Annotated in this window: 12 protein-coding genes; 10 read left to right on the plus strand and 2 right to left on the minus strand. The window is 68.4% G+C overall.

Going from position 1 to position 17,388, the window contains the following annotated elements; all coding sequences use genetic code 11:
• The 7 genes from AB0H88_RS50890 to AB0H88_RS50920 all read left to right on the plus strand — a co-directional run.
• Positions 1–669: RICIN domain-containing protein (locus tag AB0H88_RS50890; RefSeq protein WP_357657252.1), on the plus strand; the 669-nt coding region annotated here is incomplete at its 5' end.
• Positions 670–721: 52 nt separating this feature from the next.
• Positions 722–3,571 carry a glycoside hydrolase N-terminal domain-containing protein gene (locus AB0H88_RS50895; RefSeq protein ID WP_357657253.1) on the plus strand — a complete coding sequence of 950 codons (2,850 nt, stop codon included), beginning with the start codon at positions 722–724 and terminating at the stop codon, positions 3,569–3,571.
• Between the two features lie 201 nt (positions 3,572–3,772).
• Positions 3,773–5,128, plus strand: coding sequence for a glycoside hydrolase family 43 protein (locus tag AB0H88_RS50900; protein WP_357657255.1), 1,356 nt, complete (start codon positions 3,773–3,775; stop codon positions 5,126–5,128).
• 473 nt (positions 5,129–5,601) lie between these two features.
• Positions 5,602–6,909 carry an enolase C-terminal domain-like protein gene (locus AB0H88_RS50905; RefSeq protein WP_357657257.1) on the plus strand — a complete coding sequence of 436 codons (1,308 nt, stop codon included), beginning with the start codon at positions 5,602–5,604 and terminating at the stop codon, positions 6,907–6,909.
• Positions 6,910–6,967: 58 nt separating this feature from the next.
• Positions 6,968–8,035, plus strand: a complete 1,068-nt coding sequence (locus AB0H88_RS50910; RefSeq protein WP_357657259.1) for a sugar ABC transporter substrate-binding protein — start codon at positions 6,968–6,970, stop codon at positions 8,033–8,035.
• Positions 8,025–9,530 (plus strand): sugar ABC transporter ATP-binding protein, encoded by a 1,506-nt coding sequence (locus tag AB0H88_RS50915; RefSeq protein WP_357657261.1) that lies wholly within the window; start codon positions 8,025–8,027, stop codon positions 9,528–9,530. The genes AB0H88_RS50910 and AB0H88_RS50915 overlap by 11 nt, the downstream gene beginning before the upstream one ends.
• Complete coding sequence (locus AB0H88_RS50920) at positions 9,523–10,545, plus strand: ABC transporter permease (RefSeq protein WP_357657263.1); 1,023 nt, start codon at positions 9,523–9,525, stop codon at positions 10,543–10,545. Before AB0H88_RS50915 ends, AB0H88_RS50920 begins: the two co-directional genes overlap by 8 nt.
• 5 nt (positions 10,546–10,550) lie before the next feature.
• Here AB0H88_RS50920 and AB0H88_RS50925 read toward each other — a convergent pair whose 3' ends face one another.
• Positions 10,551–11,192 carry a TetR/AcrR family transcriptional regulator gene (locus AB0H88_RS50925; RefSeq protein ID WP_357657265.1) on the minus strand — a complete coding sequence of 214 codons (642 nt, stop codon included), beginning with the start codon at positions 11,190–11,192 and terminating at the stop codon, positions 10,551–10,553.
• Between the two features lie 190 nt (positions 11,193–11,382).
• On the opposite strand from AB0H88_RS50925, the gene AB0H88_RS50930 reads away from it, so the two are divergent.
• From AB0H88_RS50930 to AB0H88_RS50940, 3 genes are read left to right on the plus strand one after another with little or no spacing between them, the layout of a single operon-like run.
• Positions 11,383–11,988: a CatB-related O-acetyltransferase gene (locus AB0H88_RS50930; RefSeq protein ID WP_357657266.1), complete on the plus strand. Its 606-nt coding sequence runs from the start codon at positions 11,383–11,385 to the stop codon at positions 11,986–11,988.
• 56 nt (positions 11,989–12,044) lie between these two features.
• Entirely contained in the window at positions 12,045–13,319 is a 1,275-nt protein-coding gene (locus tag AB0H88_RS50935) for an erythromycin esterase family protein (RefSeq protein WP_357657268.1), read from the plus strand.
• Between the two features lie 58 nt (positions 13,320–13,377).
• The gene (locus AB0H88_RS50940) at positions 13,378–14,934 is read left to right on the plus strand and encodes an FAD-dependent monooxygenase (protein WP_357657270.1); all 1,557 of its coding nucleotides are present in this window, start codon (positions 13,378–13,380) and stop codon (positions 14,932–14,934) included.
• 48 nt (positions 14,935–14,982) lie between these two features.
• Here the strand turns inward: AB0H88_RS50940 and AB0H88_RS50945 are convergent, their stop codons facing one another.
• Complete coding sequence (locus tag AB0H88_RS50945; RefSeq protein WP_357657272.1) at positions 14,983–17,163, minus strand: hypothetical protein; 2,181 nt, start codon at positions 17,161–17,163, stop codon at positions 14,983–14,985.
• Positions 17,164–17,388 lie beyond the last annotated feature (225 nt).

The following is a 17,388-nucleotide window of genomic DNA, read 5'->3' on the forward strand; positions in this document are numbered from 1 at the left end:
GGCCTCAGAGACCCGGTGCTCAACATCTCCACGGGCCGCTCGCTGCGTGACAGGTTCGTCAGGAACAACGGCTGCACTCCCCAGAACCCGCCGGAACCGGCGCAGGGCAGCCTGACGCACATCGTCACCTACTACTCAGGGTGCCGGGACGGGTACCCGGTCGCATGGGCGGCATTCGACGCGGGCCACACCCCCGGTCCCGTGGACGGGAAGCCCGGCGACCTCGAGCCCGGAGAGAACTCCTGGACCAGGCCAGTGGTGTGGGACTTCTTCACGCGGCTCGGGGGCGGTCCCTCGCAGCCGCCGGGGAACGCGCTGAAGGGTGTGGGGTCGGGGCGGTGCCTGGACGCCGGTGCCTCGCAGGTGCAGATCTGGGACTGCAACGGTCAGCCCAACCAGCAGTGGACCGCCACCAGCGCCGGTGAGCTGCGGACGTCCGGCGGCAAGTGCCTGGACGTCAACGGCGCCGGTACCGCCGAGGGCGCCGCCGTGATCATCTGGGACTGCAACGGCCAGAACAACCAGAAGTGGACCCTCACCAGCGCCGGCGAGCTGCGCGTCTACGGCACCAAGTGCCTGGACGTCTCCGGCGCCGGCACCGCCAACGGCGCCAAGGTCCAGATCTGGACCTGCCACGGCGGCACCAACCAGCAATGGGCTCGTAGTTGACCGAATCGATTCGAGAAACGCACCTCTCTCGTGGCTTGGAGGACTGAGACATATGTCCGAGTTATCGCGAAGGCAAGTGCTGAAGCTCAGCGCGGCCGGAGCCGGAGCCGCACTGTTGCCGACGCAATGGACGGCTGCCGCGAGGCCCGCGTCGGTGGCGCCTGCGGAGGTGCGTGCCGCGAACGATCTGGCACTGTGGTACGACGGAAGCGCGGGCACGGACTGGCTGCGCGCGCTTCCGCTCGGCAACGGCCGCCTGGGCGCCATGGTGTTCGGCAACGTCGACACCGAGCGGCTGCAGCTCAACGAGGACACCATCTGGGCCGGCGGACCCTACGACCAGAGCAATCCGAAGGGCGCGGCGGCCCTGGGGCAGATCCGGCAGCTGGTCTTCCAGAACCAGTGGAGCCAGGCCCAGAGCATGATCGACCAGAACATGCTGGGCAATCCCGCCGGGCAGCTCGCCTACCAGCCCGTCGGCAATCTCCGGCTCACCTTCGGCAGCGCCACCGGGGTCTCGGAGTACAACCGTCTTCTCGACCTGACCACGGCCACCACCACGGTGTCGTACCTGCAGAACGGCGTGCGGTACCGGCGAGAAGGCCTCGCGAGCGGACCCGACCAACTCATCGCCATGCGCCTGACCGCCGACAAACCCGGCTCGATCACCTTCTCCGCGACGTTCGACAGCCCCCAACGGACGACCCGCTCCAGCCCGGACGGTGCGACGGTGGCGCTCGACGGGATCTCCGGCGACCAGCGGGGCCTGGCGGGCAAGGTGCGGTTCCTGGCGCTGGCCCGGGCCGTCGCCGAAGGCGGCAGCGTCACCAGTTCCGGCGGCACGCTACAGGTGAGAGCCGCCGACAGCGTGACGGTGCTCATCTCCATCGGTTCCAGCTATGTGACCTACAAGGATGTCAGCGGGGACTACCAGGGCATCGCGCGGCGCTACCTCGACGCCGCCAAGGGCAGGACGTACGACGACCTGCGCGCCCGGCACGTCGCCGACTACCAGCGGCTGTTCGCTCGCACAACGCTCGACCTCGGTCGCACCGGGGCGGCCGACCAGCCGACCGACGTCCGGATCGCGCAGCACGCCGGCACCAATGACCCGCAGTTCTCCGCGCTGCTGTTCCAGTACGGCCGCTACCTGCTGATCTCATCCTCACGTCCGGGCACCCAGCCGGCCAACCTGCAGGGCATCTGGAACGACTCACTGACCCCGTCGTGGGACTCGAAGTACACGCTCAACGCCAACCTGCCGATGAACTACTGGCCGGCCGACACGACGAACCTGTCGGAATGCTACGAGCCGGTATTCCGGATGATCAACGACCTCACGGTCACCGGCGCCCGCACGGCCCGGGTGGAGTACAACGCCTCCGGCTGGGTGACCCACCACAACACCGACGGATGGCGGGCCTCCGCGGTCGTCGACTTCGCCGCGGCGGGCATGTGGCAGACCGGCGGCGCGTGGCTGTCCACCATGATCTGGGATCACTACCTGTTCACCGGCGACCTCGATTTCCTGCGGCAGTACTACCCGGCGATGAAGGGGGCGGCGCAGTTCTTCCTGGACACCCTGGTGCAGGAGCCGAGCCTCGGGTACCTGGTCACGAACCCATCGAACTCCCCCGAGCTCAACCACCACGCGGGCGTCAGCGTGTGCGCGGGCCCGACGATGGACAACCAGATCCTGCGCGACCTGTTCAACGGCTGCGCCAAGGCCGCCCAGGTGCTCAACGTGGACGCCGACTTCCGTACGCGGGTCCTGGCCGCCCGGGACCGGCTCGCGCCCATGAAGGTCGGCTCGCGCGGCAACATCCAGGAATGGCTGTACGACTGGGTCGAGACCGAGCAGAACCACCGGCACATCTCGCATCTGTACGGCCTGCACCCCAGCAACCAGATCACCAAACGGGGCACCCCCGCCCTCTACTCGGCCGCGCAGCGGACACTCGAACTGCGCGGTGACGACGGGACGGGCTGGTCGCTCGCCTGGAAGATCAACTATTGGGCGCGGATGGAGGCGGGCGATCGGGCGCACACCCTGTTGCGCCTCCTGGTGACGACGGCCCGGCTCGCGCCGAACATGTTCGACCTGCATCCGCCGTTCCAGATCGACGGCAACTTCGGCGCCACCTCCGGTATCGCCGAGATCCTGTTGCAGAGCCACAACGGCGAGCTGCACGTGCTGCCCGCGCTGCCGTCGGCCTGGCCGAGCGGGAAGGTTCAGGGGCTTCGGGGCCGCGGCGGCTACACCGTGGACGCCGCGTGGACCGCCAGCGGGTCCACCGAGATCCAGGTCACGTTCGACCGCGACGGCACGGTCAACGTGCGCAACCGGATCTTCACCGGCACCTACCAGGTGATCGACGTCGCGACCGGGGCCGCCGTCAGCGTCACCAAGCCCGAGGCCGACGTCATCGGGCTGACCGGCCAGGCCGGCCGTACGTACCGCATGACAGGGTCCGGCGGTCCCGCGCCGTCGACGTATGTACGGATCACCAACGTCGCGACGGGCCTCGTCCTGGACAGCGGCGGCAACGTCGCCTCCGGCTCGAACCTCAAGCAGTGGAACTGGGACGGCAACACCAACGTGCAGTGGCAACTCGTGGACCTGGGCGGCGGGTGGAACCGCATCGTCAACCGTACCAACGGCATGGTGGCCGACAGCTGGGGCAACACCGCCAACGGCGCGAACGCCAGGCAGGCAGCCTGGAGCGGCAGCGCCAACCAGCAGTGGCGGCTCAACAGCGTCGGCAACGGCCGCTACCAGATCATCAACCGCGGCACCGGCACGGCACTGGACGGCGCCGGCAACGCCACGGCGGGCTCGGCCACGATCCTGTGGACGCCGAACTCCAGCACGAACAACCAGTACACGATCAGCGCGGTCTGACGCGAAAGGCCCCCCATGAGCCGGCGCAGGAAGAGAGCCATGAGTGTCGTGGTCGCGCTCCTCGCAGTCGCGATGTCCCTGGTCGCCGGGCCGACGGCGCGGGCGGCGACCCCTACGGGGTGGGACGCGAGGCGAAGTACCTGATGGACATGCAGGGCTCGTTCGAGATCGCCGGCTGCCAGAAGTGGAGTCGCACCTGATATGAAACGACTTATCTGGATCATAAGCCTGGTTCTGGTCGGGATGCTGCTCCCGGCCGCCGCGGCCAGGGCGGACAACCCGATCGTCCAGACCATCTACACCGCCGACCCGGCGCCGCTGGTCTACAACGGCCGGGTCTACCTCTACACCGGCCACGACGAGGACGGCTCGACGTACTTCACGATGAAGGAGTGGCGGGTCTGGTCGTCGGCGGACATGGTGAACTGGACCGACCACGGCTCCCCGCTGAGCCTGACCACCTTCAGCTGGGCGAAGTCGGACGCGTGGGCGGGCCAGGCCGTCTACCGCAACGGCAGGTTCTACTGGTACGTCCCCACCACCAACCGAGCGACCGGCAGGATGGCCATCGGCGTGGCCGTCTCCGACAGCCCCACCGGGCCGTTCAAGGACGCGCTCGGACACCCCCTGGTCGAGAACGGCGAGATCGACCCGACCGTCTTCATCGACGACGACGGGCAGGCCTACCTGTACTGGGGCAACCCCCACCTGTGGTACCTCAGGCTGAACGCCGACATGATCTCCTACTCGGGAAGCCCGGCCCAGATCCCCCTCACCACCGCCGGATTCGGCACCCGCACCGGGGACCCCAACCGGCCGACCCTGTTTGAGGAGGGCCCCTGGGTCTACAAGCGCAACGGCCTGTACTACAACGTCTTCGCCGCCAAATGCTGCTCCGAGTTCATCGGCTACTCGACGTCGCCCAGCCCCACCGGGCCGTGGACCTACCGGGGCACGGTCATGCCCACGCAGGGCGGCAGCTTCACCAACCACCCGGGCGTCATCGACTTCCAGGGAGGTTCGTACTTCTTCTACCACAACGGCGCGCTGCCGGGCGGCGGCGGTTTCACCCGCTCGGTCGCGGTGGAGAAGTTCACCTACAACCCCGACGGCACCATCCCGACCATGAACATGACCACGGCCGGAGCGCCCCAGATCGGCTCCCTGGACCCCTATGTCCGCCAGGAGGCCGAGACGATCGCCTGGGAGTCCGGTGTCGAGACGGAGCCCGCCGGCGAAGGCGGCATGAACGTCGGCTACATCCAGAACGGCGACTCGATCAAGGTCAAGGGCGTCGCCTTCGGCGCCGGCGCGAGCTCCTTCAGCGCACGGGTGGCCTCGGGGACCAGCGGCGGCACCATCGAGCTGCGTCGCGACACCGTCAACGGCACATTGATGGGCACGTGCGCCGTCCCGGGCACCGGCGGCTGGCAGACCTGGACGACCGTCTCCTGTACGGTCACCGGCGCGATGGGGACTCATGACCTCTACTTCAAATACACCGGCGGGAGCGGCTACCTGTTCAACGTGAACTGGTGGCAGTTCCAACACGCCTGACAGCCCGTGTGCCAGGCGGACCTTTCATGATGGGTACTCCTCCTGGTCACGGAGCCCTCGACGTCTCCCAGCACGACCGAGCGGAGCCAGGTCTCGGTCGTGCTGATGTGCATCAGCTTCTCCACGTCGTCACTGGCGGCGCGCATGGCGTTCAGGTGCCCTCGCCCCGCTGTATGTCGAGCACCCGGGCTACGGTGAGCGCCCGGATGCGGGAGATCGCCTCGTCGGTCAGGGACATGGGTACGGCCTCCCGGGGTGGAGCGGATCGATCGACACGCGGGCCACGCTGGAAACCTAACAGACATCCCATGTCTAAGCGAGGACCAAGTCGGTCGCTGAACAGACATGGGTTGTCTATCGACTTTCAGGAACTCTATCGGCTACCTCTAGACAGAAGGGTAGGTCCGGGATTACAAAGACATCCCATGTTCAAATAGCGACGGCGTAGAAACATCCCATGGAGGTACCTCTTCGTGACCGAGCTGATCACCGCGGTCGAGGCCCACGACATCCGGTTCCCGACCTCACGGCACCTCGATGGGTCCGACGCCATGAACCCCGAGCCCGACTACTCGGCCGCCTACGTGATCGTTCGGACCGGCGGCGGGCAGGAGGGGCATGGGCTCGCCTTCACCGTCGGGCGCGGAAACGAGATCGCTGTCGCCGCGGTGGAGTCGCTGGCACCGCTGGTCACCGGACGGCCGGTGGCCGAGGTGCTCGGCGACCTCGGCGGGGTGTCGCGTCTGCTCACCGGCGACAGCCAGCTGCGCTGGCTCGGCCCGGAGAAGGGCGTCACCCACATGGCGGCGGGAGCCGTGCTCAACGCGCTGTGGGACCTTCGCGCGCGCAGGGCGGGCAAGCCGTTGTGGCGGCTGCTGGCGGAGCTGTCGCCGGAGGAGATCGTCGACGTCGTCGACTTCCGTTACCTGGAGGACGCCCTCACCCGGGAGGAGGCGCTGGCCATCCTGCGCCGCGCCGAGCCGGGCCGGGCCGAGCGCCAGGCCCGCCTGCTCGCCGAGGGCTACCCCGCCTACACCACCACCCCCGGCTGGCTCGGCTACACCGACGACAAGCTGGTCAGGCTGGCCAAAGAGGCTGTCGCCGACGGGTTTCGCCAGATCAAGCTGAAGGTCGGTGCCGACCAAGCCGAGGACGTCCGGCGCGTACGGCTGGCCCGGGAGGCGGTCGGACCCGATGTGCGCATCGCCGTTGACGCCAACCAGGCGTGGAACGTCGGCCAGGCGATCGAGTGGCTGGTCCCGCTGGCCCGGTACGACCTGTACTGGATCGAGGAGCCCACCTCGCCCGACGACGTGCTCGGCCACGCCGCCATCCGCGAGCGGGTGGCGCCCATCAAGGTCGCCACCGGCGAGCACACGCACAACCGGGTGATGTTCAAGCAGTTCCTGCAGGCGGGCGCGATCGACATCCTGCAGCTCGACGCGGCCAGGGTCGCCGGGGTCAACGAGAACATCGCCATCCTGCTGCTGGCCGCCAAGTTCGGGGTCCCGGTGTGCCCGCACGCGGGCGGCGTCGGACTGTGCGAGATGGTCCAGCACCTGTCGATGTTCGACTACGTGGCCGTCAGCGGCACCGCCGAGGATCGCGTCATCGAGTACATCGACCATCTGCACGAGCACTTCACCGACCCGGTCGTGATCCGGGAAGGCCGATACGTCGCCCCTGGACGGCCGGGCGGGGGCGCCGAGATGCGTCCGGAGTCCCGTGCCGAGTACGCCTACCCGCACGGTCCCCAGTGGACCGCCGACCTCCGGCTGTGACCCAGAACAGCGACCCGGAACAGCGCAGGACCCGGAACGGCGCAGGAAAGGAACAGCCATGAACCGAGGACTCGCCCTGGGGGCGGCCGTCGCCCTGTCGGCCGGACTGGCCGCGGCCTGCGGGGGTGGCGCAGGCAGCGGCACGAGCGCCTCAGGAGGCGGCAAGCCGGTCGTCGGGGTGGACTACCCCCGCTCCGACACCGACTTCTGGAACTCCTTCATCAAGTACGTCCCCAAGTTCGGCGCCGAGAACGGCCTGGAGCTGAAGACCTCCAACTCGCAGAACGACATCTCCAAGCTCACCGCCAACGTGCAGAGTCTCATCAGCCAGGGCGTCAAGGGCATCGTGCTGGCGCCGCAGGACACCGCCGCCGTGGCCCCCACACTCCAGCAGCTCAACGCCAAGAAGATCCCCGTCGTCATGGTCGACACCCGTCCCGAGCAGGGTGAGGCCTTCATGGTGGTGCGTGCCGACAACCGGGCGTACGGCGAGAAGGCGTGCAAGTTCCTCGGCGAGAAGCTGGGCGGCAAGGGCAAGGTCGTCATGCTCCAGGGCGACCTGGCCTCCATCAACGGCCGTGACCGCACCGAGGCGTTCAACGACTGCATGAAGGCGAGTTACCCCGGCATCACGGTGTTCGGAGAGGCCACCAACTGGGACGGCGCGATCGCCTCGCAGAAGCTCCAGACGCGGCTCACCGCCAATCCGGACATCAAGGGCGTCTACATGCAATCGAGCTTCGCCCTGTCCGGCACCCTCCAAGTGCTCCAGCAGCGCGGCCTGCTGGTCCCCCCGGCCAACCCCAAGCACGTCTTCGTCGTCTCCAACGACGGCATCCCCCAGGAGCTGAAGGAGATCGCCGCCGGCAACATCGACGCCACCGTCTCCCAGCCGGCCGACCAGTACGCCAAGTACGCGCTGCAGTACACCAAGGCCGCCATCGACGGCAAAACGTTCAAGCCCGGCGCGACCGATCACGACAGCACCATCGTCCAGGTGCGCCCGGGCCTGCTGGAGGACCAGCTCTCCGCGCCGCTGGTCACAGCCGACGGCGGCACCTACGGGGGCGTCACGAGCGTCAAGCCGGGCGAATCCTCGCTCTGGGGCAACAATCTTGGCGGCTGACCAGGCGCCCACGCCTCTGGCCGAGGCGGTGGACGTCACCAAGAGATACGGCGAGACCCTCGCGCTGGACCGCGCCGGAATCCGGATCATGCCCGGCCAGACCCACGCTCTGGTCGGCCGCAACGGGGCAGGCAAGTCCACCCTGGTCTCGATACTCACCGGGCTCCAGGCGCCCGACGAGGGCGAGGTGCGCTTCGACGGCGAACCCGCCCCGCGCCTGGCCGACCGTGACGCCTGGCGGCAGCGGGTGGCCTGCGTCTACCAGAAGTCCACGATCATCCCCCAGCTCACCGTGGCCGAGAACCTCTACCTCAACCGCCACGCCGCCTTCGTCAACTGGCCGGACCTGCGCCGCAAGGCCGCCGCCCTGCTGGAGACGTGGTCGGTCGACGTGGACGTACGGCTGCCCGCCGGCGAACTGGACGTCGAACAGCGGCAGTTCGTGGAGATCGCCCGTGCGCTGTCCTTCGGTGCCCGGTTCATCGTCCTCGACGAGCCGACCGCCCAGCTCGACGCCGCCGCCATCGCCCGCCTGTTCGCCCGTATCCGCACCCTGCAGGAACAGGGAGTGACCTTCCTGTTCATCAGCCACCACCTGCAGGAGATCTACGAGATCTGCGACACGGTCACGGTCTTCCGCGACGCCCGGCACATCCTGACCACCACGGTGGCCGGCCTGCCGCACGCCGAGCTGGTGGCGGCCCTGGCGGGAGAGGCCGCCGGCCTGGCCGGCACATCCTCCCGGACGGCCGTGCCCGCCGGCGCCGGCGTGGTGCTCGGGGTGCGCGGCCTGTCCTACGGCGAGGCGTACAGCGAGGTCGACTTCCAGATCCAGGACGGCGAGATCGTCGGCCTGGCGGGCGCGGCCGGCAGCGGCCGGACCGAGCTGGCCGAGACCATCGCCGGGTTGCACGCGGCCGATTCAGGCACGATCGAGGTCGCCGGGCGTGTCCCCCGTCCCGGCAGCGTGCCTGACGCGCTCGCCGCGGGCGTCGGCTTCGTCCCCCGCGACCGGCACCATCAGGGATTCGTCCCGATGATGTCGATCGCCAACAACGCCACCATGACGGTCCCCGAACGGCTCGGCGAGGCCGGCCTGATCAGCGGCAGGCGGCGCGACCGGCTGGCCGGCACCCTGATCGCCAACCTGGCGATCAAGACGCCCGGTCCCGGTCTGCCGGTGATGGGCCTGTCCGGCGGCAACCAGCAGAAGGTCGTCATGGCCAGGGCGCTGGCCTCCGATCCCCGGTTGCTCGTACTGATCACCCCCACCGCCGGGGTGGACGTGAAGTCCAAGGAGTTCCTGCTGGGCAAGGTCGAGGAGACGGCCGCCAAGGGGACCGGCGTGCTGATCGCCTCCGACGAACTCGACGACCTGCGGCTCTGCGACCGGCTGCTGGTGATGTTCCAGGGTCGCATCGTCGCGGAGATGGCCGCCGGATGGCACGACCACGACGTCGTGGCGGCCATGGAAGGAGTCCGGCTCGATGCCTGAGAAAACCCTCACGCCCGCCACCGGGAGCGCCGCCCGGGAGCGGGCACGGCCACAGGTGCGGCTCGCCCGGCTGCGTGACTTCGCGCTGATCCCGGCGATCATCGTGATCGCCATCGTCGGCCAGATCGTCAACCCGATCTTCCTGCAGGGCGACAATCTGATCAACATCCTGCAGACCATGACGGAGATCTCGCTCCTGGTGCTGGCCCAGACCATCGTGCTGGTCGCCGGCAAGATGGACCTCTCACTGGAGTCGACGTTCGGCCTGGCCCCGGGCGTGGCCGCCTGGCTGACCGTCGCCGCCGGCTCGGGCGCCGGGCTCGGCCTGGTGCCCGGCGCCTGGTCGATTCCGATCACCTTGGCCGTCGGGGCGCTGATCGGTATGCTCAACGCCCTGTTGATCGTTCGGTTCGGGCTCAACGGCTTCATCGTCACCCTCGGCATGCTGATCGTGCTGCGCGGCCTGCTCACGGGCATCTCCGGCGGCCAGACCTTCTTCAACCTGCCGTCGTCGATGCTCTACCTCGGTTCGGCCATGTGGCTGGGCGTGCCCGCCTCGATCTGGCTGTGCCTGCTGCTGTTCGCCGCCGGCATCGTGCTGCTCGGCTTCACCAGGTACGGCCGTGCCCTGTACGCCATCGGCGGCAACGTGGACGCGGCCAAGGCGGCCGGCATCCGTACCGACCGGGTGCTGTGGACCGCCTTGGTGGGCGCCAGCCTGCTCGCCGCGCTCGGCGGCCTGCTGATGTCGGGTCACCTCGCCTCTGTGGCCGCCGCTCAGGGAGATGGCGCCATCTTCACCGTGTTCGCCGCGGCCGTGATCGGCGGCGTCGGCCTCAACGGGGGCAAAGGCACGATGTTCGGGGCGTTCACCGGCATCCTCCTCCTCTACATGATCCAGAACGTCCTCACCCTGGCCGGCGTGCCCGCCCAGTGGATCCAGGCCCTCAACGGCGCCATCATCATCGTCGCCCTGGTCCTGTCCCGGCTCACCGGAGGCAAGGTCCAGGAGTAGGCGCTTCATGACCGGGACGATCGTGCCGCCCGGCGGTCAGCGGCTGTGGCGCGGGATGCCCGCGTGCGCGGGCCGGGCCCCATTCCGGCGAAGAGAGCGGCGAGGACCCGGTCGACGTACTCGTGGGTCAGTGGCTCCTGAGTGATCAGGAGCTGGAAGTACAGCGGGCCGGACAGGATCGCCATCGACAGGTCCAGGTCGAAGTCGGGTGACAGCTGGCCCTGGTCGCGGGCCGCCTTCAGCCGGGCGACGGTCTTGTCCGCCTGCGGGGCGATGAAGCGTTCGTTGAGCGCGACGGCGACCTGGCGATCGTGCTGCGCCTCGCCGACCAGGGCCCGAAACAAGGCGCCGTACGACGGCCCGGCCAGCAGGTCCACGGCCGCGTAGATCTGCGCGCGCACGTCGGCGACGACGTCGCCGGTGTCGGGGTAGTCCAGATGAGCCTCGTTCAGCGACAGCAGCGAGTCGAGCAGCAAGGCTCCCTTGGACGACCATCGGCGGTAAATGGTGTGCTTCCCGGCGCCGGCGCGGGCCGCGACCGCTTCCATGCTCAGGTTGGCGTAGCCGATCTCCTGGCCCAGCTCCAATGTGGTGCGCATGATGGCTTTGGTCCGGTCGGCGCCACGACGACGGGGTGTGTCGGTCATGCCGCCACCCTATCGGTACGGCACGTGCCGTACTTGACATGACGAGGCTCCTTGGGCACCATCACATCGGCACGGCTCGTGCCGTGCCGCAAGACAACGATGCCTGATGTTCTTCCATTTCCGCCTTCACCTCCTTGGAAGGAAACGATGAGTGATGCCCGTTCCGGCCGACCCAACGGTGGTGCATCCGATGCCCGAACAGCCACGCGTGGTGCTGCTGAAACCGCTGATCGCCTCACCGCTGATTGAGGCCGGAGAGTTCTCCTACTACGACGATCCGGATGATCCGACCGCCTTCGAGACCCGCAACGTGCTCTACCACTACGGACCCGAGAAACTGGTCATCGGCAAGTTCTGCGCGTTGGGCGAGGGCGTGCGGTTCATCATGAACGGCGGCAATCACCGCATGGACGGCCCCTCGACGTTCCCCTTCCCGATCATGGGCGGGTCCTGGGCCGAGCACTTCGACCTCATCACCGGCCTGCCGGGACGAGGCGACACCGTGATAGGCAACGACGTCTGGCTCGGCTACCGGGCCATGGTGATGCCCGGCGTCCGCATCGGCCACGGTGCGATCATCGCCTCCGGCTCCGTCGTCGTCGACGACGTCCCCGACTACGGCATCGTCGGCGGCAACCCGGCCAGGCTCATCCGCCGCCGCCACAACGACGCGGACATCGACCGGCTCCTCGCCGTGGCCTGGTGGGACTGGCCGCTCCAGCTCATCACCGAACACATACGCACGATCATGTCCGGCAGCATCGACGACCTGGAGAGGTGCGCCCGCGTGCGGTGACCGCGCCTCCCCCTCGTCGTTCCCTCACCTTCCAGCACCAGATTCGAGCTATCAGCATGCCTGCTCCGTCCCCACACACCTCGTTCGCCGGCTGGCTCGGCGCCCATGCCCTCCCGCTCACCCACCTCGATCCTGACGCCTCCCTCGATGACCTGGAGCCGCTGCGCGACATCATCGGCGGAGCCCGCGTCGTCGCGATCGGTGAGAACTCCCACTTCATCACCGGATTCGCGCTCCTGCGCCGGCGTATCCTGCGGTTCCTGGTCGAACGCTGCGGCTTCACCGTCCTGGCCTTCGAGTACGGCTTGAGCGAAGGCTTCGCCCTCGACGCCTGGGCCCAAGGAGAGGGCGCGGACGAGGACCTGTCGGCCCATCTCGCCACGGCGATCCCGGTGGGAGTCGATGAGCCGCTGCGCTGGATACGCCGGCACAACGCCACCGCCACAGCGCCGGTACGTTTCGCCGGGATCGACATCCCGGCGGCCGGTGGGTCCCTGCTGCCCGCCCTGGCCCCAGTCGCCGACTACCTGCGGCAGATCGACCCCGAAACCCTGCCGGCGATCCAGACGGCGATGCGGATCGCCGAGTCGTTCGCCGGCGCCTCAGCGGCTTCGGCCGCCCCGGCCTGGACCCGCCTGGCCGCCACCGACCAGGACACCCTCACCGCGATCCTGCTGCGCCTGCTCATCCGCTTCCGCGCCGTCGAGATCCTCTACGTCTCCCGCGGCGACCGGCCCAGCTACGACATCGCCCTGCGCCGCCTCGAAGCCGCCTGCCACGCCGACTACGGCTTCCGCGCCATGGCCGACCTGTTCGCCGGAAGCGGCCTGACCGCCGACACCTCGGCCCGCGACGTCTTCATGGCCGAATCGGTCCAGTGGCACCTGCGGCGCTCCGGCCCCGGGACCCGCATCGTGCTGGCCGCCCACAACGCCCACATCCAGAAAACGCCGGTCTCCTTCGACGGTCACCTCACGGGGCTCCCCATGGGACAGCACCTGCACAACGTTCTCGGCGATGACTACTTCGCCCTCGGCCTGACCAGCATCACCGGACACACCGCCGACATGCGCCCCGACGAGAACGCCCGCTTCGGTTTCACCATCGACAACACCACGCTGCAGCCACCCGAGCCGGAAAGCATCGAAGCCGCCTTCGCCGACGCCGGCCTCGGGCTCAGCATCGCCGACCTCCGCCAGGCGCCCCACGAGATCCCCGGCCCCGACCGCATCCGGATCCAGAGCGCCTACCTGCACACCCCCATCCTCGACGCGTTCGACGCCATCCTCAGCGCCCCGACCTCCACCGTCGCCGATGACGTCGAACGTTGAAAAGCCGGTTTCCCAAGCCTCCGGGCGTCCCGAACAACACGATTGGCAGACCATCGACATGAAGCATCACGATCCCGCCCAGACCGTACAGAACACCGATGTGATCGTTGTAGGCGCCGGCCCGACCGGCCTGATGCTGGCCGCCGAACTGCGTCTGGCCGGCGTGCGACCACTGGTGCTGGAGCGTAAGCCGCAGCGCCGGGACACCCCCAAGGCCGGCGGTCTCGGCGGGCAGATCCTGGAACTGCTGCGCTACCGGGGCCTGCTGGAACCTTTCGCGGCAGCCTGCACCGACCCGATCCCGGCTCCCCGGTTCCCGTTCGGCGGCGTGCACCTGGACTTCACCAAACTGGCGGATCCCCCGCTGCACGCCCTGCCGCTTCCGCAACCGCGGCTGGAACGGCTGCTCGACGAACGCGCCGGCGAACTCGGCGTCGAGATCCGCCGCGGCCACGAAGTGATCGAGATCAGCCAGGACGACGCCACGGTCACGGTGGACGTGCGCGGCCCGGACGGGCCGTACCGGATGATCGCCCGGTACGTCGTGGGCTGCGACGGCGCGCGCAGCCGGGTCCGGGACTGGGCGGGCATCGGCTTCCCCGGCACCGTCTATCCGGAGGTCAACCGGCTGGCCCAGGTCACTCTGCCCGAGGCGGTGACCGTGCTCGGCAACGGCGACCTCGACGTCCCCGGTTTCGGCACGGTCCGCGCGGGCTTCACCCGGACCGACCGAGGCCTGCTCGGAGTCGGCTCCTCGCCCGGCGCCCAGGTCGTCTCTCTCTACACCATCGAGGACGAGAGCACCGAGTACGACGACGACGTCCCGATGACCCTGTCCGAGCTCCAGCACAGCATCCACCGCGTGCTCGGTGCGGACCTGCCCGTGGCGGAGGCGATCCGGCTGTCGCGCTTCACCTTCAAAGCCCGCCAGGCCGAGCGCTACCGCCACGGGCGGATCCTGCTGGCCGGCGACGCGGCGCACCTGTTCCCCGCCACCGGTGTGGCACTCAACGCCGGCATGCTGGACGCGGTCAACCTGGCCTGGAAACTGGCCGCCGATCTCCACGGCACGGCCCCGGCCGGGCTGCTGGACACCTACCACGACGAACGCCACCTCGCCGGCGCCCGCACCATGCTGCACACCCGCGCCCAGGTGGCCCTGCGACGCGGGCACGACGCGGCCGCCGAAGCATTGCGAGAGGTCTTCTCCGAACTCCTCACCGACGAGCAGCCGCTGCGCCGCATGGGCGCGCTGGTCGCCGGCAGCGACATCCGCTACCCGATGCCCGGCACCGACCCCCACCCGCTGGCCGGCGCCTTCGCCCCGAACCTCACCCTGCACACCGAACAGGGGGTGACCAGCGTCGCGGAACTCCTGCACACCGCACGGCCCGTCCTCCTCGACCTCACTGACCGCCCGGAGTTTCGCGAGATCGCCCGGGAGTGGCGGGATCGCGTCGACGTCCACATCGCCAAGACCGATGAGCGACCGGCCGATGCCTTGTTGATCCGCCCGGACGGCCACATCGCCTGGGCCACGGCCATCGATGAACCCACCGACGCCGCCGCGGCCGCGCTGCGAGAAGCGCTTTCCCACTGGTTCGGCGCACCCTGAAAACGACCTTGATCGGCGTTGCCCGGCGCGCCCGGGGACGTGCCGTCTTCAGACGTCACGGGCGACGACGGCGTACGTGACTTTGTGGAAGACGTCCAGGAAGTCCTGAATCGTCAGCCTGAACCGTCCAGTGTCCTGCTCGAAGCTGAGCGCTTTGTCCAGGTCGGGCGAGTTTCGATGGTGGGGATTGCGCAGGGTGATGGTGGACGCCTGAGTGTCGAGGGTCTTCAGCACCGCGGACAGCGACGCCATGTTCCTCGGCGGGGCGCCGTATTTCGCGTCGTAGTCAGGCTCGGGCCGATCTGCGGTGAACCGCAGATCGGCGCCGCAGATCGCGTACGCGTGGCTGGCGAAGACGTGGTGCCGTTGCTCGGGCGAGGACACCGGCGGAGCCAGCGCCGCGATCAGTTTGACGACCTTGTCAGCCCAGGGAAGCTCGTTCCTCAGTGGCCAGAGGACGTCAATCACCTCTTTGCAGGGGGTCCTGAATTCGTCGGCGAACTCCAGGGCCGCGCGCCGCTCCATTCGCTTGTCTTTCTGCTCGTCCGTCTCGCTTCCCGGCGGGTCCGGCGGCAGCACGGGCTCGAGCAGTGTGCTTATCCTCCCGCCCTGGTCGGGGAGACCGGCCTTCACCAGATCGGCCTGGTGCTCCTTGAGCTTCGGCAGCAACTCCTGGCCGGAGTCCACCCAGGACACACCGGCGGTGGGCACGACGATGTACGGCGACCGGGCCGCAGCCTGCTTCTCCAGCATGATCAGTACATTCAGCAGTAGGGCGGCGTGCGTGGAGAGCGCCTCGCCGGCTTGGGCCGCCCGGCGCAGTTGCTGCACGCTCACCGAGTACGCGTGGCGCAGTTGGTGACCGTACAGGCAGTCGAACAGCGACACCGAGGTGAACAGGCCCTGGCCGATCTGCTTGTAGCCGTCGTCGGGCATCTCACCCGGGGAGGGGGAGGCCGTCCCGTCCTGGCCGTAGGATGCCGCGAAGGCGGCGAACGCCCGTTCCATCAGCGGAACCCAGACGACCGCCGTCACCGGCATCGCCGTCTCCGCGTAGAACTTGCCGTCGGCGGTCATGCGGCGTCTGACCGCCCCCTGACCGCAGATGGCCCTTGGCCGGGCGGTTACCAGGGTGAGCGTGCCGTCCGGGTGCGCGAGGTGCGGGAAACGCGGCTCGACCACGATCCGCTGCGGCATGCGGCAGGGCCGCTCCTGGACGGTGGCCGTCCGGAAGAAGGTGACATCGAAGGAGCTCCCGTCGGTGCTCGGCCTGACCATCCGCCTGATCTGGCCGGGGTCGTGGTCGGCGATCGAGGCGAGCGTGGACAGCAGGACGCAGGTGCCCAGCTCGCCCTGGGCGACGTCGTCGCCGCTCGGGCCGTCCGGGGAGAACACGCTCTGGTGCTCCAATATCAGTCGTTTCACCGGGGTGTCGGCGGGTTGGGGCGCCCCGTCGAGGTAATGGTCGCCGGCGGGATCGACGATCGTGCCGGGGACGAACGGCGTCGACAGGGAGACCATCGACTGGTCGTGGGTGGAGAAGAGGTTCTGAGCGTGCGGATAGATCGGCGCGTATGTCACCACGTACTCCTGAGAAGACCTTTCGTTCGCCGCGAGAATGCCGTCACATGCCCGCAGGGATTGCAGGACGATCGACGACAGACGGGCGCCGTCGTACGGTTCGTTCCCTCCTCCGAGCATCTGGTCGAACGCGGTGGTGACCAGCTTCGGCAGGAAGTTGTACGGCCCCTTGCGGGTGTTGGCCGACCTAAAGGCGTAGAGGCGCAGAATCGCCGGCCATGGCCCTGGCTCCTGCTCGACGGCCCAATACATGACGGCTTTCTCGGCCACCGACCGCAGGGCCTGAGGCCGCCACAGGTTAACCCGGAAATCGGCGAGGTGCGTCTCCAGTTGCTTCTTCACCATCAGGTGGTTATCGATGGTCTCGGGCAGACCGTCGATGGCGGCCTGCACGCGCTCGCAGTGTGCGACGAAACCGGATACGCTGGCGACCTGCTGGATTTCCTGCCGCTTTCCGGCGATGAGCAACCCCGTGTCGCCGTTCTCGGCGATCACCGCCGCGGTGTCCGCCCAGCCCGGCTCCCCATCGATCTCGATCCGGACCCTTTCGCCGACGATCAGCGGCGGGTCGTCGGCGAAGGCGAAGTCGGTGCCTCCCGGAAGCTCTCTGGGATTGCCCCCTTCTGGGTAGAAATGGGATTTGATCATGAATTTCCCACGCATATGCCCTCTCCCCCTCCTGTGCCACCCCCGAGCCAGCGAATTGTTACACCTTCCGAAAAGCGGGTCAATAACGGCGAACACACCAGAGCACAAAAGAGCGAGGCTTTATCAGATCGCCGACCGGAGCACAATTGCTGCATAAGTTAGAAAAAAACAATTTCAGCTACCCAACGCGCTCTGCCGGGTCGAGGGCGAGCACTCCTGAGAGTG

This window comes from Nonomuraea sp. NPDC050680 (genome assembly GCF_040654555.1).
Taxonomy (GTDB): domain Bacteria; phylum Actinomycetota; class Actinomycetes; order Streptosporangiales; family Streptosporangiaceae; genus Nonomuraea.